Origin of the sequence: Myxococcus faecalis (assembly GCF_050039385.1) — a bacterium.
GTDB classification, from domain to species: Bacteria; Myxococcota; Myxococcia; order Myxococcales; family Myxococcaceae; genus Myxococcus; species Myxococcus fulvus.
In genome coordinates this window covers 3,697,953-3,723,393 of sequence record NZ_CP144336.1, presented here as the reverse complement: position 1 = coordinate 3,723,393, position 25,441 = coordinate 3,697,953, and the positions used below count along the sequence as shown (strand labels likewise).

Annotated in this window: 18 protein-coding genes; 9 read left to right on the top strand and 9 right to left on the bottom strand. The window is 71.4% G+C overall.

The genetic code is table 11. The features are described from left to right. Window positions 1–269 precede the first annotated feature (269 nt). Entirely contained in the window at window positions 270–869 is a 600-nt protein-coding gene (locus tag VZQ01_RS14650; protein ID WP_223745949.1) for an adenylate/guanylate cyclase domain-containing protein, read from the top strand. 41 nt (window positions 870–910) lie between these two features. Beyond that, complete coding sequence (locus VZQ01_RS14645) at window positions 911–1,561, top strand: glutathione S-transferase family protein (RefSeq protein ID WP_267698101.1); 651 nt, start codon at window positions 911–913, stop codon at window positions 1,559–1,561. Window positions 1,562–1,571: 10 nt separating this feature from the next. Here the strand turns inward: VZQ01_RS14645 and VZQ01_RS14640 are convergent, their stop codons facing one another. After that, entirely contained in the window at window positions 1,572–2,171 is a 600-nt protein-coding gene (locus tag VZQ01_RS14640; RefSeq protein WP_141328960.1) for an HAD family hydrolase, read from the bottom strand. A gap of 56 nt (window positions 2,172–2,227) precedes the next feature. Beyond that, window positions 2,228–2,668 (bottom strand): host attachment protein, encoded by a 441-nt coding sequence (locus VZQ01_RS14635; protein ID WP_046711014.1) that lies wholly within the window; start codon window positions 2,666–2,668, stop codon window positions 2,228–2,230. 192 nt (window positions 2,669–2,860) lie between these two features. On the opposite strand from VZQ01_RS14635, the gene VZQ01_RS14630 reads away from it, so the two are divergent. The 3 genes from VZQ01_RS14630 to VZQ01_RS14620 all read left to right on the top strand — a co-directional run bounded on the left by VZQ01_RS14630 (window position 2,861) and on the right by VZQ01_RS14620 (window position 7,171). Beyond that, window positions 2,861–4,087, top strand: a complete 1,227-nt coding sequence (locus VZQ01_RS14630; RefSeq protein ID WP_426748141.1) for a hypothetical protein — start codon at window positions 2,861–2,863, stop codon at window positions 4,085–4,087. Window positions 4,088–4,092: 5 nt separating this feature from the next. Then, window positions 4,093–5,397 carry a hypothetical protein gene (locus tag VZQ01_RS14625; protein ID WP_426748140.1) on the top strand — a complete coding sequence of 435 codons (1,305 nt, stop codon included), beginning with the start codon at window positions 4,093–4,095 and terminating at the stop codon, window positions 5,395–5,397. Between the two features lie 229 nt (window positions 5,398–5,626). After that, window positions 5,627–7,171, top strand: coding sequence for a serine/threonine-protein kinase (locus tag VZQ01_RS14620; protein ID WP_426748139.1), 1,545 nt, complete (start codon window positions 5,627–5,629; stop codon window positions 7,169–7,171). 51 nt (window positions 7,172–7,222) lie between these two features. On the opposite strand, the gene VZQ01_RS14615 is transcribed toward VZQ01_RS14620, so the two are convergent. Then, window positions 7,223–7,759 (bottom strand): FHA domain-containing protein, encoded by a 537-nt coding sequence (locus VZQ01_RS14615; protein WP_141328968.1) that lies wholly within the window; start codon window positions 7,757–7,759, stop codon window positions 7,223–7,225. A 149-nt stretch (window positions 7,760–7,908) separates the two neighbouring features. On the opposite strand from VZQ01_RS14615, the gene VZQ01_RS14610 reads away from it, so the two are divergent. Then, window positions 7,909–8,454: a hypothetical protein gene (locus VZQ01_RS14610; RefSeq protein WP_223745954.1), complete on the top strand. Its 546-nt coding sequence runs from the start codon at window positions 7,909–7,911 to the stop codon at window positions 8,452–8,454. A 39-nt stretch (window positions 8,455–8,493) separates the two neighbouring features. Next, window positions 8,494–9,918, top strand: coding sequence for an alpha/beta hydrolase-fold protein (locus VZQ01_RS14605; RefSeq protein WP_426748138.1), 1,425 nt, complete (start codon window positions 8,494–8,496; stop codon window positions 9,916–9,918). Between the two features lie 24 nt (window positions 9,919–9,942). On the opposite strand, the gene VZQ01_RS14600 is transcribed toward VZQ01_RS14605, so the two are convergent. Then, window positions 9,943–10,791, bottom strand: a complete 849-nt coding sequence (locus VZQ01_RS14600; protein WP_426748137.1) for an ATP-grasp domain-containing protein — start codon at window positions 10,789–10,791, stop codon at window positions 9,943–9,945. Between the two features lie 248 nt (window positions 10,792–11,039). Further along, window positions 11,040–12,650 carry a serine/threonine-protein kinase gene (locus tag VZQ01_RS14595; RefSeq protein ID WP_426733406.1) on the bottom strand — a complete coding sequence of 537 codons (1,611 nt, stop codon included), beginning with the start codon at window positions 12,648–12,650 and terminating at the stop codon, window positions 11,040–11,042. A gap of 185 nt (window positions 12,651–12,835) precedes the next feature. On the opposite strand from VZQ01_RS14595, the gene VZQ01_RS14590 reads away from it, so the two are divergent. Then, complete coding sequence (locus tag VZQ01_RS14590; protein ID WP_426748136.1) at window positions 12,836–17,350, top strand: amidohydrolase family protein; 4,515 nt, start codon at window positions 12,836–12,838, stop codon at window positions 17,348–17,350. A gap of 65 nt (window positions 17,351–17,415) precedes the next feature. Here VZQ01_RS14590 and VZQ01_RS14585 read toward each other — a convergent pair whose 3' ends face one another. The 4 genes from VZQ01_RS14585 to VZQ01_RS14570 form a co-directional block, all read right to left on the bottom strand. Beyond that, the gene (locus tag VZQ01_RS14585; RefSeq protein WP_426748135.1) at window positions 17,416–18,057 is read right to left on the bottom strand and encodes a TetR/AcrR family transcriptional regulator; all 642 of its coding nucleotides are present in this window, start codon (window positions 18,055–18,057) and stop codon (window positions 17,416–17,418) included. A gap of 67 nt (window positions 18,058–18,124) precedes the next feature. Further along, complete coding sequence (sitI6, locus tag VZQ01_RS14580; RefSeq protein WP_426748134.1) at window positions 18,125–18,838, bottom strand: SitI6 family double-CXXCG motif immunity protein; 714 nt, start codon at window positions 18,836–18,838, stop codon at window positions 18,125–18,127. A 13-nt stretch (window positions 18,839–18,851) separates the two neighbouring features. Further along, window positions 18,852–19,523 (bottom strand): SitA6 family polymorphic toxin lipoprotein, encoded by a 672-nt coding sequence (gene sitA6 / locus VZQ01_RS14575; protein ID WP_426748133.1) that lies wholly within the window; start codon window positions 19,521–19,523, stop codon window positions 18,852–18,854. 38 nt (window positions 19,524–19,561) lie between these two features. Continuing rightward, the gene (locus tag VZQ01_RS14570; RefSeq protein ID WP_426748132.1) at window positions 19,562–20,818 is read right to left on the bottom strand and encodes a metallophosphoesterase; all 1,257 of its coding nucleotides are present in this window, start codon (window positions 20,816–20,818) and stop codon (window positions 19,562–19,564) included. Window positions 20,819–21,058: 240 nt separating this feature from the next. Between VZQ01_RS14570 and VZQ01_RS14565 the strand changes: the two genes are divergently transcribed. Beyond that, window positions 21,059–25,408: an RCC1 domain-containing protein gene (locus tag VZQ01_RS14565; RefSeq protein WP_426748131.1), complete on the top strand. Its 4,350-nt coding sequence runs from the start codon at window positions 21,059–21,061 to the stop codon at window positions 25,406–25,408. Window positions 25,409–25,441: the final 33 nt, after the last annotated feature.

Below are 25,441 nucleotides of genomic sequence, written 5' to 3'. Positions count from 1 at the left end.
TCATCCGTCAGACCCCCGCCCGACCCGCCACGTCGTTGGCCAGACACGACCCACCACGCCCTCCTGCGGACGGGTGTTGCGCTGCGTTAAAGATGAATTCTCCTGATGGTGTCGAATAGGATGGTTCAGCTTCGCGAGGCAGCGCCCTACCAGGGCAAGCGGCCGTCCGAGGTCCGGTCTCCGCCGTGAGGGGGGCCCGGCGGGGACTGGGAACCGCGTCCTGGAGTAGGCTTTCGAACAGTTGGCATCGGGGGGAGGGGAGATGAGCGATGGTGGTGGAGGCACCCGAGCCGGGGAAACTGTCGGCCATCCTGTTCACGGGCATCGAGGCCGTGAGCCGTCAGTCCTGGCGTGATGAAGCGCTCCAGCAGGTGGTGCGCGAGGAACACGCGTCGTTGGTCCGAGAGCTGCTGCCGCGCCATGGAGGGCGCGAGGTGAAGCGTCTGGAGGATGGGTTCCTGTTGGAGTTCGAGGGCGGGATGTCCGCCGTGGACTTCGGCCTGGCGCTCCAGCGGGAGCTGGAGACCCACAACGGCACCGTGGCCGCCGAGCGCCGCGTGGTGCTGCGCGTGGGTGTGCACGTGGGCATGGTGGTGCACCGCGACGGCGACGTGTTCGGCGAGGGCGTCAACCTGGCCGCGCGCATCGAGGCGCTCGCGAGGCCCGGCACGCTCTACGTCAGCGAGTCGGTGGCCCGGCAGGTGGAAGGCCGGCTGGCGTCGCCGCCGGTGCGCCTGGGCCGGGGCGAGATGAAGAACATCCGCCTGCCGGTGGCCGTCTATCGCATCGACCCCCGGGAGCATCGCGGCCGTCGGCCGTGGCTGTCCCGGATGCGCTCGCTGTTGAGTCGCACGCCCACGGCGAACTGAAGCGCGGGTATTCACCGGACGCTGGCGCTACGGTGCGCGCCATGCCCCAGCTCACCCTCGTCGTCGCCTCGAAGAATTACTCCTCGTGGTCGCTTCGGCCGTACCTGGCGCTCTGCCATACCGGGCAGCCCTTCCAGGAGGTCGTCATCCCCCTGGACACGCCAGGGACCCAGGACCGCATCCTCGAGCACTCGCCCAGCGGACGGGTGCCGGCGCTCCGACACGGAGACCTGGTCATCTGGGACTCGCTGGCCATCTGCGAGTACCTGGCGGAGACCTTCCCGGAGGCCCGGCTGTGGCCCGAGTCGCGCGAGGCCCGCGCGGTGGCGCGCTCGGTGACGGCGGAGATGCACTCGAGCTTCTCGCGGCTGCGCGAGCACATGGGGATGAACCTGCGCGCGCGCAAGCCGGGACAGGGGCGGGCGCCGGGCGTCGCCGAGGACATCGCCCGCATCCAGGCGCTGTGGAACGACTGCCGCTCGCGCTTCGGTCAGGGCGGGCCGTTCCTGTTCGGCCGCTTCAGCATCGCGGATGCGTTCTACACGCCGGTGGCCACGCGCTTCGTCACCTACGACGTGACGCTGGACCCGGTGAGCGCCGCGTACCGCGACACGCTCCTGTCCCAGCCCGCCTTCCAGAAGTGGGCCCAGGCCGGACTGCACGAGCCGCCCGTGGCGAAGTACGAGGACTGAGCGCGCTGGCTCACAGCCCCAGCCGGGCGAGCTGCGCGTCGAACGCGTCGGCGGTGGTGAACAGCTGCCCACGCAGCCCCAGCGCGTCGGCGGCCTCCACGAACTCCGGCAGGTCGTCGAAGAAGGCGGCCTCGCGCGGCTCGACGCCGGCGCGCTCCAGGGCGATGCGGTAGATGTCCGGCTCGGGCTTCACGAAGCCCACCTCGCAGCTCATCACCAGCGCGTCGAAGCGCTGCAGCAGCGGCAGCCGGGGCCGCAAGTACGCCGCGTGCAGCGCGTTGGTGTTGGACACCAGCACCAGCTTCACCCGGCCGATGAGCGACTCCACCCGGGGCAGCACGGCCTCGTGGGTGGTGAAGTGGCTGCTCCACAGGGGCGCGAACTCCGCCATGGGCAGCTCGACGCCCAGCGCCCCGCACACGCTCTTGCGGATGCCCTCGGCGTCCAGCGTGCCCCGGTTGGCCTCGGTCCACCCGGCGCCCATCAGCCGCTGGGCGACCTCCGCGGCGGACATCCGCGCGCACGCGCCCAGCCGCGCGAAGAGCAACGCGTTGTCGTGGAAGACGAGCACGTTGCCCAGGTCCAGGAGGACCGCCTTCACCTCCGCCATGCCTGCTCCTCGCACCGGGTCGCCTGGCGGCCCGGTCATCAGAAGGGCAGGCGAGGCTAGAGGAGCGGGACGCGCTCAGGCAAATCCCGCGCGGGCACCGTCGAGTAGTCCGAGCCCACGTCCAGGAGGACCCGCTGACGCACCCGCGTGCTCAGCGCCTTGCGCAACCTGCCGAGGAACTCCGGCGGCGCCGCGATGATGAGCTTGTCGAACGCGTGGCGGTCATGCCCCTTGTCGAGCACGCCGGACAGCTCGCGCGCGAAGCGGTCGTGCTCCAGCTCCCGACGACCCTGCGGCTCGTTCTCCCCGGGAGGACCGTGCAGGGTGCCCGCGTTGGGGTTGTCCGGCTGCTCGCGCAGCTGCTCGCTCTTGACGCGGCTCTCCTCGTGGAAGAACTCCTCGACCAGACTCCACTCCTCGCGCCCCTTCGCGTCCGTCTCGAAGAGCCGGGCCCGGCTCGCGTTCCCCACGAGAATCCAGAGCTTTGCGTCCGCCATGTGTCACGCCTCCTTAGGGTGGGAGATGAGGACCCACGCGGCGCCCGGCAACCTTCCTGTCCCGAGCCGCTCCCCCGTCGCGCGCAGGGCAGGCGGGCGTGTCACGCGGGTTTGACACCCACATCCGGAGTTCCGGTGTTCGGAACCGGACCGATCATTCCGTTGGGAATGGCAAAGGAGTAGAACGGCGGCATGCGCATTCCCGCGTTGTTGCCTGTCGCCGTGCTGGCGCTCGCGCTCTGGGCTCCGCCCGCGAGGAGCCAGGAGCAGGGTGGCCTGGGGTTGGACCTCAGCTCCGAGACGTCGTCGTCGGAGTCCGCGCCCCAGGAGCAGCCGGCGCCGGGCATGGGCCTGGACTTGCGCGAGGGCGAGGAGAGCGCCGTGTCGCTGACGCCGCGCTTCATCCTGTTGGGGTTGGAGACGCCGGAGCGCGCAGGCTCGCAGCAGGCGTCGGCGTGGCTGCGGGAGCTGGCGAAGGGCGCGATGTCGTCCGGCATGGTGGAGTTCGCCGCGACGCCCAAGCAGGCGCGGGAGCGACTGGAGGCGGGCTACGAGGCGGCGCTGAGCTGCGCCCAGGCGTCGTGCATGACGGAGCCGGCGGAGCAGCTGGACGCGGACCTGCTGACGACGGCGCGGCTGTCGCTGGAGGACGCGGGGTGGACGCTGCGCGCGTGGACGTATGACCGCGACCGCGGCGTGGTGCACGAGGACGTGGTGTCGGGGCGCAACCCCAAGGACGAGGCCTTCCAGAAGGAGGCGGCCACGAAGCTGGGCAACCGGATGATGGCGCTGGCGCGCCCGCGCGCGCTCTTGAAGGTGAGCGTCAACGTGCCCACGGCGGTGGTGAAGGTGGGCGAGCGCATCCTCGGCGTGGGCAGCGTGGAGGCGCGGCTGGCGCCGGGCACGGTGCAGCTGGAGGTGTCCGCGGACGAGTACGCGTCCTTCACGAAGGCGGTGGTGCTCAAGCCCGGCGCGCGCGAGGAGGTCCAGGTCCGCATGGAGATCTCCGGCCCGGCGCCGGAGGGCCCCGAGGACGGCGTGGCGCGGGTGTCGTCGAAGCGGCGCGGCGGCGCCAGCACGCCCATCTACAAGCGGCCGGCGTTCTACACGGCGCTGGTGGGGCTGGCGGTGGCGGGCGCGGGCGCGGTGATGAGCATGAGCGCCAAGGACGTGGAGAAGCGGGCCACGGACACCAACGGGGACGGCATCATCGACGTGACGCGCAAGGAGATGCTGGACGCGAAGTCACAGGCCAACCTGGCCGCGGGGCTGCTCATCGGCGGTGGAGCCGTGGCGGCCGGCAGCGTGACGTGGCTCCTGGTGATTCCGTCGCGCAGCGAGCCGGCCGCGCCCGTGGGCACGGTGAGCGCGGGTGGCGCGTCCACGGCGGTGCACGTCGTCGTCGGTGGGAGCTTCTGAGCCTTATGAAGACCTTCGAATCCTGGCTGCGAGCCCTCACCGCGGTGCTGCTGCTCTCCGGCGTGGCGGGCTGCAAGGTGACGTTCCCCGACAACGCCGCCTACACCTGTGAGAAGGACGGGGACTGCGGCGGCGAGGGCTTCGTCTGTACGTCGCTGCCCGATGACGGGCCCCGGTACTGTTGCCGGCCGGAGGGCGCGGAGCTCTGCAACGGCCTGGACGACGACTGCGACGGCGCCATCGACGAGCTGGAGGCGACGTGCTTCTCGGGCAAGGACGACAACCGCGGAAAGGGCGCGTGCCGCGACGGCCAGTCCGTCTGCACCCGTCAGGGCACGGTGGCGTGCGTGGGCGACGTGCTGCCCACCGTCGAGCGCTGCAACGGCGTGGATGACGACTGCGACGGCGAGGTGGACGAGGACTTCAATCGTCTCACGGACCCGTTCAACTGCGGCACGTGCGGCACGGTGTGCACCGCGCTGCAGACCTGCGTGGAGGGCGTCTGCCAGAAGCGCGGCGAGCTCGACTGCGGCAACGGCATCGACGACAACCGCGACGGGGCCACCGACTGCGCGGACCGCGACGACTGCGATGGGCAGGCCTGCGGCGTGGGGTGCGTCTGCGAGAACGGCCGGCAGACGGAGTCGGACTGCGGCAACGGCGAGGACGACGACGAGGACCGGAGCATCGACTGCGCGGACCGCGACGACTGCGAAGGCAAGTCCTGCGGCGCCGGCTGCGTGTGCACTGACGGCCGCAAGACGGAGTCGCTGTGCACGCCGGACAGCGGCGACGAGGACGGCGACGGCCGGCTCAACTGCGCGGACCCCGACTGCGAGCGCAAGGAGTGCGGGCCGGGGCTTTCGTGTAACAACGTTGGCAGCTGTGTCGAGGGCGCCTGCGATAACGGCGAGGACGACGACGGAGACGGCCAGACGGACTGCGCGGACTCGGACTGCAGCGGCCAGTCGTGCGGCGTGGGCTGCGCGTGCCGCAACAGCGCCAAGGCCGAGGCGAACTGCACCGATGGCATCGACAATGACGGGGATGGCACGACGGACAACCCCAGCGTCGACTGCCAGGACTCCGACTGCGGCGGCCAGCTGTGCGTGGCCGGTGAGCCGAACGCGGTGTGCGGCGTCACGTCGAAGCGCTGCGCCGAGGTGAGCTGCAACGACCTCGTCGACAACGACAAGGATGGCCTGACCGACTGCGCGGACACCCAGGACTGCCCGAACAACTCCCGCTGCTCGCGCCTGGTGGATGGCAACCGCGTGGCCGGCGTCTGCCGCTCGGGGGTCTGCACGTGATCCACGCCGCCCCGCCTGGATGCCCGGCCCTCGCGCCTGTCCACGAGTGGACGGTGGCGGGGGGGGCGTCGGGGCCGTGCGGGGTGGAGGGGTTCGGGGTTCGGACAGGGTCTTCGTCGACCTCCGTCTCGCGAGCACCGCTGGGGACGTGGGACGTGGGCGTTACGTGGAAGACAGAGGGGCCGCGGTGGGTTGCCGTTGGGCCTGAGCATGGAGAGTTCTTCACACCATGGGCAACGATGACCTCTTCGCGCAGACCTTGTTGTCCTCTCGCGGAGGGCCCGTGAGCGGCGAGCAACGTGTCGGCGTGGAGCTGCGGGAGGGCTCGCAGCTGGGCAGCTACCAGCTGGAGGCGCTCCTGGGCGAGGGCTCCATGGGCCGGGTGTTCCAGGCGCGTCACGCGCGGCTGGGGCGCCAGGTGGCCTTGAAGGTGCTCAAGCCCGAGCACGCGCGCGACGGCGGCTTCGTGCAGCGCTTCTTCCAGGAAGCCCGCACGGTGAATCAGATCAACCACGAGCACATCGTGGAGATCTTCGACTTCGTGGACGAGGGCGAGGGCGGCCACGTCTATTGCGTCATGGAGCTGTTGCGCGGGCAGGGCCTGGGCGCGCTCCTGAAGCAGGAGCCCCTGTCGCTCGCGCGCATCCAGCGCATCGCGGTGCAGGTGTGCGCGGCCCTGGGCGCGGCGCACCAGGTGGGCGTGGTGCACCGGGACATCAAGCCGGACAACCTCTTCCTCACCCAGCGCGCCGGGCAGCCGGACTTCGTGAAGGTGCTCGACTTCGGCGTCGCCAAGCACCTGGCCACCGAGGGCGCGACGCCCACGGGCACGCTGGACGGGACCATCATCGGCACGCCGGCGTACATGTCCCCGGAGCAGGCCGCGGGCCTGACGGTGGACGCGCGCTCGGACATCTACGCGGTGGGCAACATCCTGTACGAGATGCTCACCGGCCACCCGCCCTTCCAGGCGGAGGCCTTCGGGCAGCTGGTGGTGCAGATCATCACCCAGCCGCCGCCGCCGCTGCCCACGCAGCTGGCGACCGGTGAGCCGCTCCCGTCCCAGCTCGCGGAGCTGGTGATGCGGTGTCTGGCGAAGGAGCCGGAGGCCCGGCCGCAGACGCTCGCGGAGGTGACGACGGGGCTGTTGCTGTTGCCCGTGCAGGTGCCCTCGTCGCCGGAGGCCGTGGCGGCGCTGGAGCCGTCGGAGCGGCCCACGCGGCGGATGCCCGTGGTGATGGGCCCCCATCGTCGCCGCGCCCAGTGGGCCGCGGGGGCGGGCGTCGTGGCGCTGCTCGCGGCCGGTGCGCTGGTGTGGCGCGGCACCGGGACATCGAGCGCGCCGGTCATCGTCCCGAGCGCGTCGGAGTCCGTCGTCTCCCCGGAGCGTGCGCCGGAGCCCCTGGTGCTGGCGGCGGCGCCCGAGCAGGTGGTGGTGCCCGCGGTGCGGCTCACCGTGCACTCCTTCCCGGAGGGCGCGCAGGTGGTGCGCTCGGACACCGGTGAGGTGCTGGGCGTCACGCCGCTGGTGCGCGAGCTGCCGCGCCGCGAGGTGCCGCTGCACCTGCGCGTGGAGCTGGCGGGGTACGTGTCCTCGGAGCGCTCGGTGCGGCTGGATTCGCACACGGAGCTGGAGGTGCCGCTGGCCAAGTCGCTCACCGCGCCGAGGGCGAACGCGAGCAAGAAGCCGAGCGCGAAGAAGCCGTCGCAGGACGCCGCCGCCTCGCGCAAGACCAAGGCGCGCTCGGCGAGCGCCGAGTCCTCGGGGCGTTAGGCCTGGCTTCGTGGCGGCGGGAGGCCCTCGCCGCCGCCTCGGCCTGGACCTTCAGCGCGAGGTGGCCGTCTGGGCGAGCACCTGCGCGGCGATGCGGGAGATGCGCTCGTCGAAGCCCGCCGCGTCGTGGAAGGTGAGGCGCACGTCGCCCACCTCGAGCTTCGCGCCGGGCGTCAGCACCACGCCCGCGTCGGGCAGCTCCCGGCCGTCCAGCTTCACGGGCCTGGCGTCGGCCACGCGGGCCACGTGCCAGGTGGCCTCGGACTGGGGCGTGAGGATGAGCTGCTCGCGCGACACCGTGGCGTCGTTGACCACCAGCGCGTTGTTCTGCGAGGCGCGGCCCAGGCGGATGGGCCCTCGCTCGGCCAGGGCCACCAGCTCGAAGCACATGGCGTCCCCGGCGGGCAGGCAGTCCTTCAGGTCCGTGAGCGGCAGCCGGGTGGCGCCCACGTTTCCGTCCACGGTCTCCGGGACGTTCCACGCGCCTGCCTCCCACACCAGCCAGGGGTGCGGGTACTTGGCGCGAAACTTCTCTTTGAGTGCCAGGTGCTGCCTCACCAGCAGCGAGAGCAGCAGTGCGCGAGCCATGGATGACTCATAACCCCTTCGGCCCCCGCAGCGCGCGAGAAGGTGCATTCCGGTGTCCACGAATCGTCTGAAACCCGGCGGGTGGCCCCCCACTCGCGCGCGGAGTGGGCCCTGTAGTACACCCGCGCCCACATCCTTCTGGAGGTCCCATGCGTCGTCTCCTGCTCGCCCCGCTCCTGCTCCTCGTCCCCGCCTGCAAGGGTGAGACGGCCAAGGACGTCACCGCCACGGTGGTGGGCAAGACGGTGGAGGTGGCCAAGGGCGCCGGCAGCGGCGTCGTCGAGGGCTTCAACGAGGGCCGCAAGGGCGCCGCCAGCGCGGACGGCTCGCGCACGCTGTCCACCGCCGAGGAGGTGGCCGCCAACACCGAGCTGTCCGTCCTGGAGGCGAAGCCCTCCCACGGCGGCGGCGTGGAGGTGGTGCTCGCGGTGACGAACAAGACGGACCAGCCGCTGCACCTCTTGGGCCTGCACGAGGGCGGCGGCGCGCAGCTGCTGGACAAGGACGGCTTCGCCACGCCGCTGCAGGCCCGCTCCCCCGGACAGTCGGCCGACTCCATCAAGGTGCCGCCCTCCGTGAAGGTGAAGGCGAGCATCTACTTCGATGGCGAGGCGGAGAAGGCCACGAAGGTCCGGGTGTGGGGGCGCGAGCTCACCGTGCCCGCCGCGGCCACCGCCGCCAAGCCGCAGCCGTAGTCCGTCCCTGCTTCTCGCCTGTCGCCGCCTGGAGTCGCGATGCGCCGTCTGTCCCTGGTCCTGCTGTGCGCGAGCCTCTCGTCCGCCTGTGATGATTCGGAGGGCGCGCCCGTCGTCCCGCCGCCGCCCTTCACCCAGTCCTATCCGGACGCGGGGTCGACGCCCGACGGGGGAGGCGGTCCGACGACGTGGGCCTGTCAGCGGCAGGCGGTGGTGAAGGGCGCGCCCATGTCGCTCCTGGCGGACCTGCAGCTCGCCATGGGTCGGGCCACGACGTCGAACGAGCGCACCCAGGCCATCGACCGCTTCGTGGAGCAGGTGGAGGCCCAGGGAGGCACGCCGCTGGTGAGCGACGCGAGCGCGGGCCGCCAGCGCGTGGCCTTCTTCGCCCGGGGCGAGTCCGCGCGCGACACCTTCGTGGCCGGTGAGTTCAACGAGTGGTCGCCCACGGCGACGCCGCTCGGGCAGGTGCGCGACACGGACCTGTACCTCGCGGAGGTGGAGGTTCCGCGCACGGGGCCGCAGCCGTACAAGCTGGTGAAGGGCGGCAGCTTCTTCGAGGACCCGCGCGCGCGCAACGTCGTGTGGGACCGCCTCAACCGCAACGACGTGGGCCAGTTCAACTCGCTCGTCTATCCGGACGCGCAGGACCCGGCGAAGGGCCGGCTCACCGCGTGGTACGACGTGCGCGCCACGGCGCTGAACGACGCGCGCGATGTCTTCGTCTACACGCCCGCGTCGTACGACGGCCCGGAGTGCCCGTCGCTGCCGGTGATGTACGTGCACGACGGCAATGAGAGCATCACCCGCGAGTCCTTCGTGGACGCGGCGGACGCCCACTACAAGGCGCGGCCCCAGGACTCGGCGGTGCTCGTGTTCATCGCGCTGCCGAGCCAGGACGTGCGGCTGGGGCAGTACACCTTCCCGCCCGCGCTCGCGCCGGGCTGGCCCACGCCTCGGGGTGACGACTACCTGGCCTTCATCGTCAATGACTTGATGCCGCGCGTGGAGTCGGGCATGCGCGTGAAGACGGGGCCCCAGCAGACGGGCATCTCCGGCGCGTCGCTGGGCGGGCTCATCTCCGTGTACGCGGGCTTCCGCGCGCCGGAGAAGTTCGGCTTCGTGGGCACGCAGTCCGGCACGCTGTTCTGGCCGCACGACGGCGAGGTGGACCGCAACGACGGCAACGCCATGGTGGTGCGCGCGAGCGCGGACCCGGTGGTGCCGGTGCGCTTCTACGTGGACCACGGCTCACCCTCGGCGGGCTGCACGCGCGACGGCGAGCAGGGCGCGGACGACTGTCAGTCCAACCTCCAGTTCGTCTCCGCGCTGCGCAACAAGGGCTACGGCGTGGTGCACGTGAACGAGGTGAGCGGCGCGCACGACTGGGCCTTCTGGAAGAAGCGCCAGCCGGGGCTGCTGTGCGCGTTCCGCAACACGGACGCGAAGGAGTGCGGCCTCTAGGCGCGCACTCCCTCGGCGACGCCGCTACAGCTTCGCGGCGATGGCCCGCGCCAGCCGGTGCGGGGCCTCGGCGTCCAGGTTGAGGAAGAGGGCGGGCTCGGTGACCTCCACCTCCTGCAGCCGGGTGACGCCTTCGTTGTCGGTGGCCACGTCCACGCGGGCGTAGAGCAGCGGGGCGCCCATGGCCTCGAGCACGCGCTCGGACAGCTTCAGCTCCTTGGCGTCGGGCGTGAAGAGGGTGGGCTCCGAGAAGCCGCGCGGCGCGGACTTCAGCGTGGGCGGGCGGCGCACCGCGTGGCTGAAGGCGCCGTCGAAGAAGATGTAGCTGCGCTCTCCCTCCGACTCGAAGGCCCGGAGGTAGGGCTGCACCATGAGCTCGCTGGTGGCGGAGAGTCGGGTGACGAGCGCGTTGCCGGCCGCGGCCTCGGCGCGCGGGATGATGTGCGTCTCCACGGCGCCGGCGGACACGGCGGGCTTGAGGACCAGCGTGTCCCAGCCCCGGGCGCGGGCGACGATTTCGAGGTCCAGGGTGCCCTCGCGCTCCACCCACGCGGTGGGCGTCACGGGGATGCCCTTCTCCTCCAGCTCGCGCAGGTAGAACTTGTGCGTGTTCCAGCGCAGCACGTCGGCGGGGTTGTGGAGCCTGGTGAGGCGGCCGACCTTCTGGGCCCAGGCGACGAAGGTGTCGCGGCGCAGGTGGCTGTCCCAGGTGCTGCGCACCACGGCGAGGCGCACGGTGTGGAAGTCCACCGTCGGGTCGTCCCAGACGACGGGCCGCGCATCCAGGCCCAGCGCGCGGAGCGCGGGGAGCAGGGGACGCTCGAACTCGGCGAGCTCGGGCATGTCTGAATAGGTGAGGACAGCGACATCCATGGTGAAGGGCTCCAGGTGGGGCGCCGAGGGGTGTGGGCGGTGGCCGGGCACGGACGCCTCGGACAGTCGAGGCGGACCGGGCGGCGCGCATCGACACGATACGTAGCGCGCGGTCGTCCGGGCAGCAGGAGTTTCGCGGGGGCGCGCACTGTGATGGTCAGCGGCGTGGGGAGGTGTGCTCCGGCTTCACCGCGGGAGCGCGGAGCGCGGCCCTGGGGCGCGTGCTCCCTCGGTGTGTCGTCAGCGCCTCACGCCGAGCGCGCCGATACGGGCACACGCGCGGGAGCCTCGGGCGAGGCCTGGGCCGCCTTCTCCTGCTGCTGCCGCTCCGACGCCTCGCGCAGGACGCTGGCGAGCAGCGCCTGTCCTCGCGGATACGGCGCGGCTTCTCCCTCCAGCGCGAGCAGCTGCTGCCGCAGGATGGCCCCGCTGGCCGTGCGCTGCTCGGGCCGCTTTTCGAGCAGCCCCATCACCGCCGCGTCCAGCGCGGGCGGCACCTCCGGGTTGAAGCGCGAGGGCGGGAGCACCTCCTGGTCCAGCGTGGCGCGCAAGAGCGCCTCCTGCGTGGAGCCCTGCAGCGCGCGCCGCCCCGTGAGCGCCTCGTGCAGCGTCAGGCCCAGCGCGAAGAGGTCCGCGCGCCCATCGAAGGGCCTGCCCGCGGCCTGCTCGGGCGCCATGTAGCCCAGCTTGCCGCGCACGCTGCCCGCGGCGGTGAGCTGCGAGCGCGCCGAGTCCCGCGCGATGCCGAAGTCCGACAGCTTCACGTCGCCGAAGCGCGACACCAGCACGTTGGGCGGGTTCAGGTCACGGTGCACCAGCCGCAGCGGCTGTCCATCCGTGCCCGTGCGGCGGTGCAGGTAGTCGAGCGCCGACGCCAGCTCCGCCCCCAGGAACGTCACCGCCGCCACCGGCAGCGGCCTGCGCGCAAGCCCCCGCATCAGCGTGCTCAGCGGCATCCCATCCACGAACTCCATGGCGAGGAAGTACGTGCCCCCGTGCCGCCCCAAATCGAAGACCTGCACGATGTTGGGGTGGTTGAGCGACGAGCACAGCTCCGCCTCGCGGCGGAACATGGCGACGAAGTCGTCGTCGTCCGCGAACGAGGGGAGGATGCGCTTGAGGGCCACCTGCTTCTGGAAGCCGCCCTCCGGGCAGTACGTGGCCCGGTACACCTCCGCCATGCCGCCCGCGCCCACGCGCTCGTGCAGCACGTACTTGCCCATCACCTCCTGCTCGCGCAGCGCGGACAGCGCCCCCCGCGTCAGCTGAAGGAAGTGCCGCGCCAGCGTGGCGGTGAAGACGCCCGCGGCCACGAAGAAGAAGGCCCGCGTGGCGATGAAGCGCGGCGTCAGCGTGATGAGCGCCGACTCCGGCAGCAGCGGCTGGACGAAGAGGAAGTAGATGCCCAGGTACTCGGCGGCCACCAGCAGGCCCGCGGCCAGCGCCAGCCGGGGGTTGCTGCGCAACGTCGCGAGCGTAATCAGCGTGGGCCAGATGACCAGCGTGGGCGCGGTGAGCGCGTAGATGGGCCCCTGGAAGCGCAAGTCGAACGCGAGCACCACCGCGGGGATGCTGACCTCGATGGCCACGTTGAGCCAGGGGATGGCCGGATGGAACGCGCCCGAGCGCAGCACGCGCCACAGCGCCGTGTAGTAGAGCGCCAGCACCGCCGACAGCCCCATCAGGGCCTGCGTGAGCCCCCAGCCCAGCGAGGGACCCAGCGCCGCCGCCACCACCACCGACGCGCCCGACAGGCCCGCCATGAAGCGCGCCACGGACAGCTCACGGCCCTGCGCATCGCGTCGTAGGTGTCCGTCGAGGAAGCGGGAGACGGGGCTCGTCAGGGTGTGGGCGGTCATCGGCTTCTCAGTCTACAGAAAGGTGGGAAGCGGCTGCGGGGGGTGCCCCCGAGCCCCTTGCATTTCGCCAGGGTGGATTGCCCCGGGGACGTCTGTCGCTGAAATGTTTCACAGGCTACTCTGCGCGGCGTTTCAAGTACGTGCTGTCCGCGCACCCAGGCGGGTGCCATCAGGAGACCCCCGAGATGCGAATGTCGCCTCGCTCGTTGTTGGCCGCGCTCAGCGCGGTGTTGCTGTTCCAGGTCGGGTGCTCGCGGGAGGACCCGAAGCCCTGTGAGGGGACGGGCTGCACCCAGGCCGCTGTCTGTGGCAACGGGGTCCAGGAGGAGGGGGAGGCGTGCGACGACGGCAACAAGGTGGGCGGCGACGGCTGTGAGGCGGACTGTACCTCCACGCCCACCCGGCCGCAGGCGGCCTGTGGCAACGGCCGGCTGGAGGGCACGGAGGTCTGCGACGACGGCAACCTGACGGGCCAGGATGGCTGTGAGGCGGACTGCTCGCTGACGCTCACGCGCTGCGCGGCGGCGGACGCTCCGCCCCTGGCGAGCGGCGCCACGTGCGAGGTCTCCAAGCCCGGCAACGGCGCGCGCCTGTTCACGGGCCTGGTGCTCAAGGACGACGAGACGCTGGTGGGCGGCCAGGTGCTGGTGGACGCCAGCGGCGTCATCACCTGCGCGTCGTGTGACTGCTCCGCGGAGGCGGGCGCGGCCGAGGCCACGCACGTGGCGTGCCCCACGGGCGTCATCTCCCCGGGCCTCATCAACACGCACGAGCACGTCACCAAGCAGAACGGTCCGTTCGCCATGACGGACGAGCGCTACGAGCACCGGCTGGACTGGGTCGTCGGCCTGGGCAACCACACGCGCATCGCCAACAGCACGCGCTCGGCGGTGGACGCGGTGAGCTACATCGAGCTGCGCCACCTGCTGGCGGGCACCACGTCCATCGCGGGCCTGGGCGGCGCCGCGGGCCTCTTGCGCAACGTGGACCAGCCGATCAGCCGTCTGGAGGGCCTGGACCAGTGGAGCACCGCGTCCGTGGACTTCCCGCTGGGCAGCCGCGAGACGGACATCAAGACCAACACGTGTGACTACGTCAGCATGCCGCGCACCTCGGGCCTGCCGAACCACGGCACGTACCTGCCGCACCTGGCCGAGGGCATCGGCGAGGAGGCGCTCAACGAGTTCCGCTGCCTGTCGACGGGCATCAACGACGTCATCCAGCCGCGCACGTCCCTCATCAGCGCGGTGGGCGTGACGGCGAAGGAGATTGCGCTGATGGCGGAGCGGGGCACGGGCCTCATCTGGTCGCCGCGCTCCAACGTCGCGCTGTACGGCGACACGGCGATGGTGACGGCGTACAAGCGGCTGGGGGTGAACATCGCGCTGGGCACCGACTGGGTGCAGTCGGGCTCCATGAACCTGCTGCGCGAGCTGAAGTGCGCGGACACGCTCAACACCGTGCAGTTCGACCGGGCCTTCAGCGACGTGGACCTGTGGCGGATGGTGACCAGCCAGGCCGCGGAGGCGGTGGAGATGCAGGCCGGGGTGGGCCGCATCGCCCCGGGCAAGCTGGGCGACCTGGCCATCTACTCGCTGCGCACGCACGCCGCCTCTCCGCACCGCGCGGTCATCAGCGCGGAGGCCGCGGACGTGGTGCTGACGATGCGCGGCGGCAAGGCGCTCTACGGAGACCAGGCGCTGGTGGGCGCGCTCGTGTCCGGCGCGGAGCCGTGTGACGCGCTGGACGTGTGCGGCAGCGGCAAGACGGTGTGCGTGCAGTCGGAGCTGAAGAAGACGCTGGCCACGCTGGAGGCGGCGAACCCGGAGGCCTACAAGCTGTTCGCCTGCGGCGTGCCCGAGGGCGAGCCGGTGTGCGTGCCCCGCCGCATCTCCAACAACCCCAGCTTCCCCGCGTCGGTGAAGCGCTCGAACGTGTACTCCGGCGAGAGCCGCTCGGATGACCCGGACGGCGACGGCCTGAAGGGCAACGCCGACAACTGCCCGTTCGTCTTCAACCCCATCCGTCCGATGGACGGCGGCAAGCAGGCGGACTCGGACGGCGACGGCGTGGGCGACGCGTGCGACGTGTGCCCGCTGAACGCGAACACGACCACGTGCACGACGTACACCGCGGGCGACGACGACCATGACGGCCACCCCACGTGGCAGGACAACTGCCCCTACGTGGCCAACCCGGACCAGGCGGACCAGGACGGCGACGGCAAGGGCGATGCGTGCGACGCGTGTGCCTCCGACCCGAACCCGGGCCACCTGGGCTGCTCGGCCGCCTCGGTCCACGAGCTGAAGACGCAGGACGGGGATGGGCGCTATCCGTGGGTGGGCAAGACGGTGACGTTCAACGACGTCGTCGTCACGGCGCTGGTGCGCGGCGCGCTGACGGAGATGGGCTTCTGGGTCCAGGTGCACCCGCTGCCGCCGGGGCTGGGCGTGGAGAACTCGGGCATCTACGTGTACGCGCCCAAGGACGACCTGGTGGTGGGGGACCGGCTGGACATCGTCACGGCGACGCTGACCATCTACCAGGGGCTGCCGGAGCTGGTGGACGTGAAGTACCGCAAGCGCGGCGCGGGCAGCGCGCTGCCGACGCCGGTGGCCGTCACCACGGCGGACGTGCGGACCGGTGGGCCTCGGGCGAAGGCGCTGGAGGGCGTGCTGGTGGACGTGTTCGACGTGACGGTCTCCAGCGGCGTCGACTCCTTCTCGCAGTTCCTCGTCAACGAGAGCGGGGACCCGGGGCAGGCGGGGTTGATGGTGGATGACTTCGCCTACAGCTACCGGGACCCGGCGGTGGGGACGAAGTACGGCGCGCTGCGCGGGGTGCTGACGTACATGTTCAGCGACTCGAAGGTGTTGCCGCGCAGCTCGGCGGACCTGATGCCGCCCATGCCGACGCTGGCGAGCTTCGGGCCGGGGGCGTACGTCCGCCTGGGCGGGACGGGCGCGGTGAGCACCTTCCCGCAGGTCCTCACGCTGACGCTGTCGGGCACGTACACGGAGGCCATCGACGTGGCCGTCACCTCCAGCAACAGCGCCGCGCTGCGCGTGGTCAACGACGTGGTGCGCGTGCCGCGCAACCAGAGCTCGGTGGAGGTGAAGGTGGAGGCCCTGGCGCCCGCGGAGAGCGTGGTGCTGACGGCCACGCTGCGCGGGGTGTCGCGGCAGGCCACGGTGCGCGTGCTGGGCCAGGACGAGCAGGCGCTGGTGGCGCGATTGTCGCCCGCGGAGGTGACGATGGTGCCGGGCGGCTCGGTGACGTACACGGTGTCGTTGGACCGGCCCGCGGCGGACAACGCGTCCGTGGCGCTGTTCGCGGTGCCGGAGACGGGGTTCGGCACCTTCACGCCGGCGGTCTCCGTGCCGGTGGCGAAGAACGCGCTGCAGACCACGTTCACCTTCACGCTCGACGAGACGGCGGCGGGGCCCTCGGGCACGGTGACGGCGGTGGTGGGGACCAGCCAGGCCAGCTCCACGGTGACGGTGGACCTGTCGTCGCCCAGGCTCGTGTCGCTGTCGCCGGCGGGGCCGGTGTCCGTGCGGTACGGCGAGACGCAGGAGTTCCGGGTGGCGTTGTCCTCGGCGCCCGCGCAGGACCTGGCGGTGACGTTGGGGGCGGCGCCGGGGACGGGGGTGACGCGCTACGGCTCGGTGCCCGCCACGGTGACGGTGCCGGCGGGGAGCACGGAGGCCACGTTCCTGTTCACCGCGGACGTGGAGGGTGAGGGGACGGGCACGGTGACGGCGTCGCTGCTCGGCGTGAGCCGCGCGGCGACCGTCACGGTGACGCCGCCTCCGGCGAAGCTCGCCTCGCTGACGCCCTCGACGGCGACGGTGTTCTTCGGGGCGAAGCAGGGCTTCACGGTGACGTTGGACCGCGCGGCGCAGGCGGGTGGCGCCGTCGTCGCGGTGGCGCTGACGCCGGAGACGGGCCTGGGGACGCTGGAGTCCGCCACGGTGACGGTGGCGGAGGGGCAGCGGACCGCGCAGGCCCTCTTCACCGCGGGCACCGAGGCGGCGACGGGGACCTTGAGCGCGACGTACGCGGGGGTGACGCTGACGGCGCAGGTCTCCACGGCGGAGCGCCCCGAGCTGAATCACCTGTTGGTCAACGAGGTCGACTACGACCAGCGCAGCACGGACACGCGGGAGTTCGTGGAGCTCTTCAACCCGACGCCGGCCGCCGTCTCGCTGGATGGGTTGTTCCTGGTCTACGTGAACGGCGGCGTGGCGCAGCCGGCGAGCTACGCGAAGATCGACCTGAAGAGCGTGGGCACGCTGGGGCCTGGGGAGTACCTGGTCGTGGGACCGGAGGCGGTGATTGGCGTGCTTCGTGACCAGCCGGGCGTGAAGGTGCTGCTGTCGACGACGGCCATCCAGAATGGTGGCACGGCGAGCAGCCCCTCGGCGGACGCGGTGGCCCTCTACGACAGCCTCCAGGACGCGATTGTGGACTCGCTGTCGTACGAGGGCCCGGTGATGCAGGCCACCATCAGCGGTTCGCAGAAGCGGTTCGACCTGCAGGAGGGGCCGCGGAGCACCGTGGGTCTGGTGGACATCGACACGGTGGAGGGCTCGCTGTCGCGGATTCCGAACGGCTCGGACACGGACGACAACGTGGAGGACTTCCGGTTCACCACGCAGCTGACGCCGGGGGCGCCGAACGTGCTCGTCGCGCCCTGACATGAGTCGGGGTTGAGGTTCGGGCGGCTCCCGGTGTCTGGGGGCCGCCCGAGTCGTTGCTGGGGTCAGCCGTCCTTGCGCGCGAGGGCGCCGTTGGCCAGCAGGCCGTCGAGGGCGGCGGCCATCGGGTCGTAGTCGAGGGTGGCGCGGAAGAGGTTCTGGTACATGAGCGCGCCCATGTAGCCGCCGAAGATGCCCTGGGCGGCGACGTGGGGGTCGAAGTCCTGGCGGAACTCACCGGTCTTCTGGCCGTGGCGGAGGATGCCGCCGAGGATGTGGGAGTACAGGCCGAGCTTCTCGCGGATGGCCTCGGCGACGCGCTCGTTGGAGTCGGCGGCCTCGGCGGCGAGCATGCCGAAGAAGATGCCGCACTCGCGATGTTGTCCGAGGAAGTCGTGAGTGCGGCGGGTGAAGGCGAGGAGCTGCTCGCGGGCGGAGAGGGAGCGGTAGTGGGCGAAGAGGGGCTCGAAGGCGATGACGTAGCGTTGGTGGAGTTCGTCGATGGCGGCGAGGAGCAGGTCTTCCTTCGCGGGGAAGTGCCAGTACAGGGCGCCGGGCGTCATGTGGATGGCGCGGGCGAGGTCGGCCATGGTGGTGGCGAGGAAGCCACGCTTGGCGAACAGGGTGATGGCGGCTTCGAGGATGTCCACGCGGGTTCGCGCGGAGCGTTCCTGCTTGAGCTCTCGTTTCGCTGGTTCCTTGCCCATGGCGGCGAAAACCATACCCCGAGGGTCTCGGGTCACCAGCGTCACCGTGTGGATTTCGGGCGGAACGCTAACGGGTGGGCAGCTCGTGGAAGACGATTCCAGAGAGCCCCAGGCGTTGCACGGCGTTCATGAAGCGCTCGGTGCCGACAATCACGGTCGAGTAGTTACCCACGCGGAACAGGTCCAGGTCGGTGGGTAGTGAGGCTGCGTCCAGGATGGGCTCATCCGGGAGGCGGAAGTAGACCCATCCGCACGTCTCGCACGGCAGGGGTACATCCGGCGAGAGGCAGTCCGGATGCAAGCGGCCATGGGGCTCGAGCTGAAGCTCCAGCAGGTCCGGTGGGGCCTTCTGGCGGAAGCGCAGCTCGGTGGGGCATCCGAGGAGGCCGCGGACTCCTTCGGCTTGGAGACTCTCGAAGGCATCCCGCCGAACCACCCACAGCATGTCGCCCTGAGAGGTGAACGGGCCGAACCTTCCTGAAGTGGAGCCGACGAGAGGGCCGAAGTGGGTGCCTGGAGGTAGCGGGGCGTGAGGCGGTGCGAGCGGGCGCACCAACTCCCGGAGCCGTACGAACTCGGCGTAGGGCTCGGGGCGTGCTCGCTCGAACTCGCGACGTTCTGGCAGTTGGGAGAGATCCACCGCGGGATATTGGTGCCCCCCGCTCGCCCATGTGGCGCCGCACGTGTCGCAGTGCGCACCTGGAAGCCCCCACTTGTGGGTGGCGTCGAAGCTCGCCGTGATGGATTTCTTATCCTCGCTCAGCCAGAAGAACCGACTCATCCGTCAGAGAACCTCACGCTCCAGGCCGAGAATAGTAGGGCTGGATCGGCCCGCCTATGAGGTCGAAGCGGTGAATCAACTCGCCCGCGAACTTGTAGATTTCCACAGGTGGGGCGTACTCGTTTCGCTTCCTGAACTCGCGCCACGCGTCATTCCACGCTCCACCATTTCCAGTTCCATCGTGGATGCGTCGGTGGACGTGGAGCGGAATGGGCATGGTGTAGTGGTGGATCTTCACCCCCCGCTGCTCGAACCACATCGCCAGGTCTCGGGACTGGGGAAAGATGTGGTGCTTCTCCCAACGTCCCTTCGGGAGCTGATGTGACGGCGGGATGACCTGCGAGGGCGCGCCGTTCCAGTTGGGGAACGTCATCACCCAACCCTTGGGGAGCTGCTGTGCGCCTCCCCAGTTCCTCCTCGGTCCACTGCCCGGAGCCGCGGCGGCGGCAGGTGGTCGCGAGGGAGGAAACCGCGTCAGCTCGATGGCGCCGGGCGTGCTCTCGCAGGGATAGAACCCACAGGTGTCCCCCAGACACAGCAGGGTGACACACTGGTCCTCGCTCGAGGCGTCGCACTCGGTCTCCGCCTCCTCCCAGGCCTGCTGCGCCACGGAAGGCGCGACGCTGGCGCAGCCCAGCCAGGAGACGGCGAACAGCCAAAGGCAGACGGCGGGTCGGGTTCGCATGGTCAGACAGACCTAGCATCCAGGTCTGTCATGACTTGTCAGGCCAGCAGCGTCACCTTCACGATTTCGGGCGGCGCGCCGACGCGCAGCGGTGGCCCCCAGAAGCCCGTTCCACGGCTGACATACAGGTGCTTGCCGTCCTCCTGGAAGTGTCCCGCGTCGTGCTCCCAGATGGCCGACACCGCGAGCGTGAAGGGGAAGAACTGTCCTCCATGCGTGTGCCCCGACAACTGCAATCCCATCCCCGCCTGCGCCGCCACCCGCCAGTTCGAGGGCTGATGCGCCAGCAACACCGCCGCCCGCTCCGGCTCGCGCCCCTTCACCGCCGCCTCCAAGTCATACCCGCGCACGCCCGTATGCCCGCCGGACCAGTCATCCACGCCCACCAGGTCGAACGACGCCCCCGCATCGCCAATCCTCACATGCCGATTGCGCAGCACCTGGATGTCCATTCCCTCCAGCGCCTGCGCCCACGCGTCCTGGTCCCAGTAGTACTCGTGGTTCCCCGTCACGAAGTACGTCCCGTGCCCCGCCCGGAGCTCCCGCAGCGCCGCCACCGCGGGCCCCAATGACGCCACCTTCCCGTCCACCAAATCACCCGTGATGGCCACCAGGTCCGGACGCAAGTCATTGCACCGGGCCACCAGCTCATCCATGAACCGCCGCTGGATGACCGGACCCACGTGGATGTCACTCAGGTGGACGATGGTGAACCCATCCAACGCCTTCGGCAGCCCCGGCAGCTTCACCGCCACCTCGTTCACCACCGGCGGATGGAACGCCCGCCACGCCCCGTAGCCCGTCAGCCCTCCCGACGCGAGCAACGCCCCGCCCGCCGTGGCCCGCGCCAGGAACCGCCGCCGCTCCACGTTCACCTCTGCGGGCGCCACCTCCACCTCCAGCCCGCTCCCCGTGCCCTCCACCACGGCCATCAACCCGCCCGCCACCACGCTCCCCGTGTCCGCCTCCGGCACGCGCGCACGCGTCAGCCGTCGACCCAGCGCCCGTGCACCGCCGATGCCCCACAGCGCGAGCAGCAGGTACAGCGCCGCGCCCATCCACATCCACACGCCCGTGGCCACCGCGAACAACGCGTCCATCGGCAGCAAGCGCGTCACGGACCAGGACAACACCAACAACGTGCCCAGCGCCGTCAGCACCCCCATCCCCACCCGCCGCCATCGCGCGTCCTCCAGCGTGTCCGCGAACAGGCGCCGATACAGGTAGATGTGGACGGCCACGGTGATGAGCCCCGTGAGCACCGCGAAGACGATGAAGCGCGCCGGTGAATCCATGTCCCCCAATACTCCCCCGCGCCCCACGCGCCGCAAGGCGCTCCTCCGTGAAGAAACGTGAATCCCCCCGCGTGTGCGCCCATGGCCCGCCTGCCCGCCCGGGAGGCACCAGGGTCCCTCCTGACGCGGGCCGATGACGCGACGTCACGTGCACGCCCGGGCGAGCAAGCTCACGCTCCGTGCTTCTCATTCCCCAAGGACACGATGTATGGACGGCCGCTTCTCGCTGGAGGCTGAGTGATGCGGATGGACAACCTGAGGGTGGGCGCGGGTCTCCCACTGTTCCTGGTGCTGGGCCTGCTGCTCGCAACGGGATGTGACGGTACACCCTCTCCCGAGGCCCTCCCCGAAGCGCGGACCTCCCGCTCCCTGGAGGCCGCGTCGTCCCGGGTCGCCGCCGGTGGCCAGCACTCGCTCTACGTCACCCCGCTCGGCACCGTGTGGGCCTGGGGTGGCAACGCGTCCGGACAGCTCGGCTCCGGCAGCATGTCCTTCCAGCGCGTCCTCGCCCGACAGGTGCCGGGACTGAAGGACGTCCTCGCCGTCTCGGCCGGCAACCTCCACTCGCTCGCGCTGCGCTCGGACCGCACCGTGTGGTCCTGGGGCGGCAACACCTCCGGGCAGCTCGGCGATGGCACCCTCGTCGACCGCGCCACGCCCCGTCCGGTGCCCGGCCTCTCCGAGGTGGTGTCGGTGGCCACCGGCGAGTTCCACTCGCTCGCGCTGCGCTCGGACGGCACCGTGTGGGCGTGGGGCAGCAACTTCTACGGACAGCTCGGCCGGGGCCACACGCAGCAGGGCCCCTCGCCCGCGCAGGTGGTGGGCCTGACGGACGTGGTGGCGCTCGCGGCGGGCTTCGACTTCTCCCTGGCCGTGCGCTCGGACGGCACCGTGTGGGCGTGGGGCGCGAACGCCTCCGGTCAGCTCGGCGATGGCACCACCACCCAGCGCCTGTTGCCCAAGCAGGTGCTCTCGCTCGACGGCGTCACCTCCGTGGCCGCGGGCCTCTATCACGCGCTCGCGCTGCGCAAGGACGGCACGGTGTGGAGCTGGGGCAGCAATGGCTCCGGGCAGCTCGGCGACGGGTCGTGGGCGGACCGCTCCACGCCGATGCAGGTGCTCGACGTGAAGCACGTCCGGTCCGTGAGCGCGCAGGAGGCCGGCTCGCTGGTGCTGCTCCAGGACGGCACCGTGGCCGCGTGGGGCCGCAACACGCAGGGACAGCTCGGCGACGGCACCACGAACGACAGCAACTTCCCGGTGAAGACGAAGGGGCTGGGCTCGGTGACGGAGTTGTCCGCGGGAACCCAGCACGCGCTGGTGCTGCGCGCCGACGGCACGCTGTGGACGTGGGGCGGCGGCGCCTCCGGTCAGCTCGGCCATGGTGGCGCGGAGCGCCTGCTGTCACCCGAGGTCGTCACGCGCCTGTCCGGTGTCACCGCCGCCGCGTCCGGCAGCTTCCACTCCCTGGCCACGCTGTCGGATGGCTCGGTGTGGAGCTGGGGCCGCAACGCCAACGGGCAGCTCGGCGACGGCACCACCACCGAGCGCATCGCGCCGGTCCGGGTGACGAACCTCACCGCCATGGTCTCCGTCGCCGCGTCCGGGCATCACTCGCTCGCGCTGCGCTCGGACGGCACGGTGTGGAGCTGGGGGCGCAACGCCAACGGGCAGCTCGGCGACGGCTCCACGAGGGACCGCGCCATCCCCGCGCCCGTGGCGGGGCTCCAGGGGGTGACGTCGCTGGCCGCGGGGGGCGGGCATGTGCTGGCGCTGCGCGCGGACGGCACCGTCTGGGCGTGGGGCTACAACGGCGTGGGGCAGCTCGGCGACGGCACGACGAAGGACCGCCTCACTCCGATACAGGTGCCCGGCCTGTCCGGCGTGGTGGCCGTGGCCGCGGGCACGTACTTCTCGCTGGCGCTGCGCTCGGACGGCACCGTGTGGGCGTGGGGCGACGGCTTCGAGGGGCAGCTGGGGGATGGGACCGGAGCCCAGCGCGTCGCGCCGGTGCAGGTGGTGGGGCTGACGCGCGTGGTGAAGCTCGCGGCGGGTGGGGCGCATGGGCTGGCGGTCCGCGACGACGGCACCGTGTGGGCCTGGGGCGACAACGCGGACGGACAGCTCGGTGACGGCTCGTGGACGGACCGCTTCCGCCCGGTGCAGACGGCGGGGCTCACGGGCGTCGAGTCGGTGTCCGGCGGCCAGTATCACTCGATGGCGGTGATGAAGGACGGGACGCTTCGCTCCTGGGGCGCGAACACGTACGGCCAGCTCGGCGATGGAAGCATCGCGTCGCGCGTGGTGCCCGGTGGAGTGCCCGGCATGTCGCAGGTGAAGGTGCTCGGCGCCAACTACATGCACGTGCTCGCGGTGCGCCGCGATGGGCGGCTCCTGGCGTGGGGCTACAACCGCTTCGGCCAGCTCGGCCTCGGCGCGGTGGGGTGGAGCGCGCAGCCCGTCCTGGTGCTGGGGCTGGGCCAGGGACGGCGGCTGTCGGCGGGCAGCTCGCACTCGATGCTGGTGCGCTCCGATGGTGGGGTGCTGGCGTGGGGACAGAACACGTCCGGACAGCTGGGGGATGGCACCACCACGCATCGCGCGGCGCCCATCGCCGTGCAGGGCTTGCCGTGCACGCGCTCGGTGGCGACAGGGGCGCGGCACTCGCTGGCGCTCGCGTGTGATGGCTCCGTCTGGGCGTGGGGCGCGAACGCGCGCGGACAGCTCGGCGACGGCTCGCTCAAGCCGCGGGTCACGCCGGTCCCCGTCAGTGGCCTGGAGGGGGTGGTGGCCGTGGCCGCGGGCGGTGACGCGTCGATGGCGTTGCGCGCGGATGGCTCGCTGTGGACGTGGGGCGCCAACGAGCGCGGGCAGCTGGGCGATGGCACCCGTCTGGACCGCACCACACCCGCGCCGTTGAAGAGTCCGTCGAACATCGCCTCGATGGTGATGGGCGTCGGACATGCGCTCGCGGTGGGCACGGACGGCGCGGTGTGGGCGTGGGGGACGAATGACAGCGGGCAGCTCGGCGATGGGAGCACGGTGTCCAGCGCCGCGCCGATGCGGGTGAAGGGCCTGGAGGCGGCGACGGGCGTGAGCGCGGGGCTGTCCTACTCGCTGGCGGTGCTGAGTGACGGCACGGTGTGGGCGTGGGGCGCGAACACCAGCGGACAGCTCGGCGACGGCACCAACGAGTCGCGCGGAACGCCGAAGCCCGTGCCGCTGCTCGCGGGCATCAAGGCGGTGGCCGCGGGCGCGCATCACGTGATGGCGCTGAGCCAGGACGGCACGGTGTGGGGGTGGGGCGACAACGGCTACGGGCAGTTGGGGGACGGCACGCACTCCCTGCGCTTCAAGCCGGTGCCGGTGGTGGAGCTGTCCAACGTGGCGGAGGTCGTCGCCGGTGAGCAGCACACGCTGGCGCTGCTGGGCGACGAGGGCGTGCGCTCCTGGGGCAGCCACGAGTATGGCCAGCTGGGTGACGCGGAGTCCGGCCCGCGGACGATGCCCGTGGACGTGAAGCTGCCGACGTCGAAGGACTTCGCGCCCGTGGTCACCGTGCGCGCCTGGCATCAGCATGCCGCGGCGGTGCTGGCCGACGGCTCCGTGCAGACGTGGGGCATCAACTCCCACGGGCAGCTCGGGGATGGCACCACGGAGAGCCGGTCCATGCCCACGACGGTGGAGGGCCTGACGAAGATGCGCGACGTCGCTCCGGGCGCGTGGCACACGCTGGCGCTGGCCGAGGACGGCACGGTGTGGGCGTGGGGCAACAACGTCTTCGGACAGCTCGGCGACGGCACCACGACGAACCGCACGCGGCCGGTGCAGGTGCTCGGCCTCCTGAATGTCGTGGCCATCGCCGCGGGCAGCTACCACTCGCTCGCGGTGGACGCGGACGGCGCCGTGTGGAGCTGGGGCTACAACGTCTTCGGACAGCTCGGCGACGGCACGGCCGAGGCGCGCGCGTTGCCCACGCGCATGGTGGACATCGACGGCGCGGTGGCCGTGTCGGGCGGAGACCATCACTCGCTGGTGCTGCGCGGCGACGGGACGCTCTGGGCCTGCGGCCACAATGCCTACGGGCAGCTCGGCGAGGGGACGTCCACCAACCGGATGACCCCCATGAAGGTGATGGACCTGGAGGGCGTGAGCGCCGTGCAGGCGGGGGGCTACCACTCGCTGGCGCTGCGCTCCGACGGGACGGTGTGGTCCTGGGGCGACAACAGCCACGGTCAGCTGGGCGATGGGAGCCTGTCGACGCGCATCTACCCGGAGCCCGTCCCGGGCCTCTCGGCGGTGAAGCGCCTGGGCGCGGGCGCCTACCACTCCTTCGCCGTGGGCGACGAGGTGTGGACGTGGGGACGCAACTCGCACGGGCAACTGGGCACGGACGACTGCGACAACCGGCTGGAGGCGACGCCGGTGAAGGGGCTCGCCGGCGCGAGGATGGTGTCGGGCGGCGGCGAGTTCTCCGTGGCCCTCGACATGGAGGGACAGGCGCGCAGCTGGGGCACGAACTTCCACGGCACGCTGGGCGTGGGGCTCCCCGGTCAGCGGGCCGTGCCGGGCGTCGTGTCCCTGCCCTGAGTCGAGTCCTCGTCGTCCGGAGCGGGCGTGGCC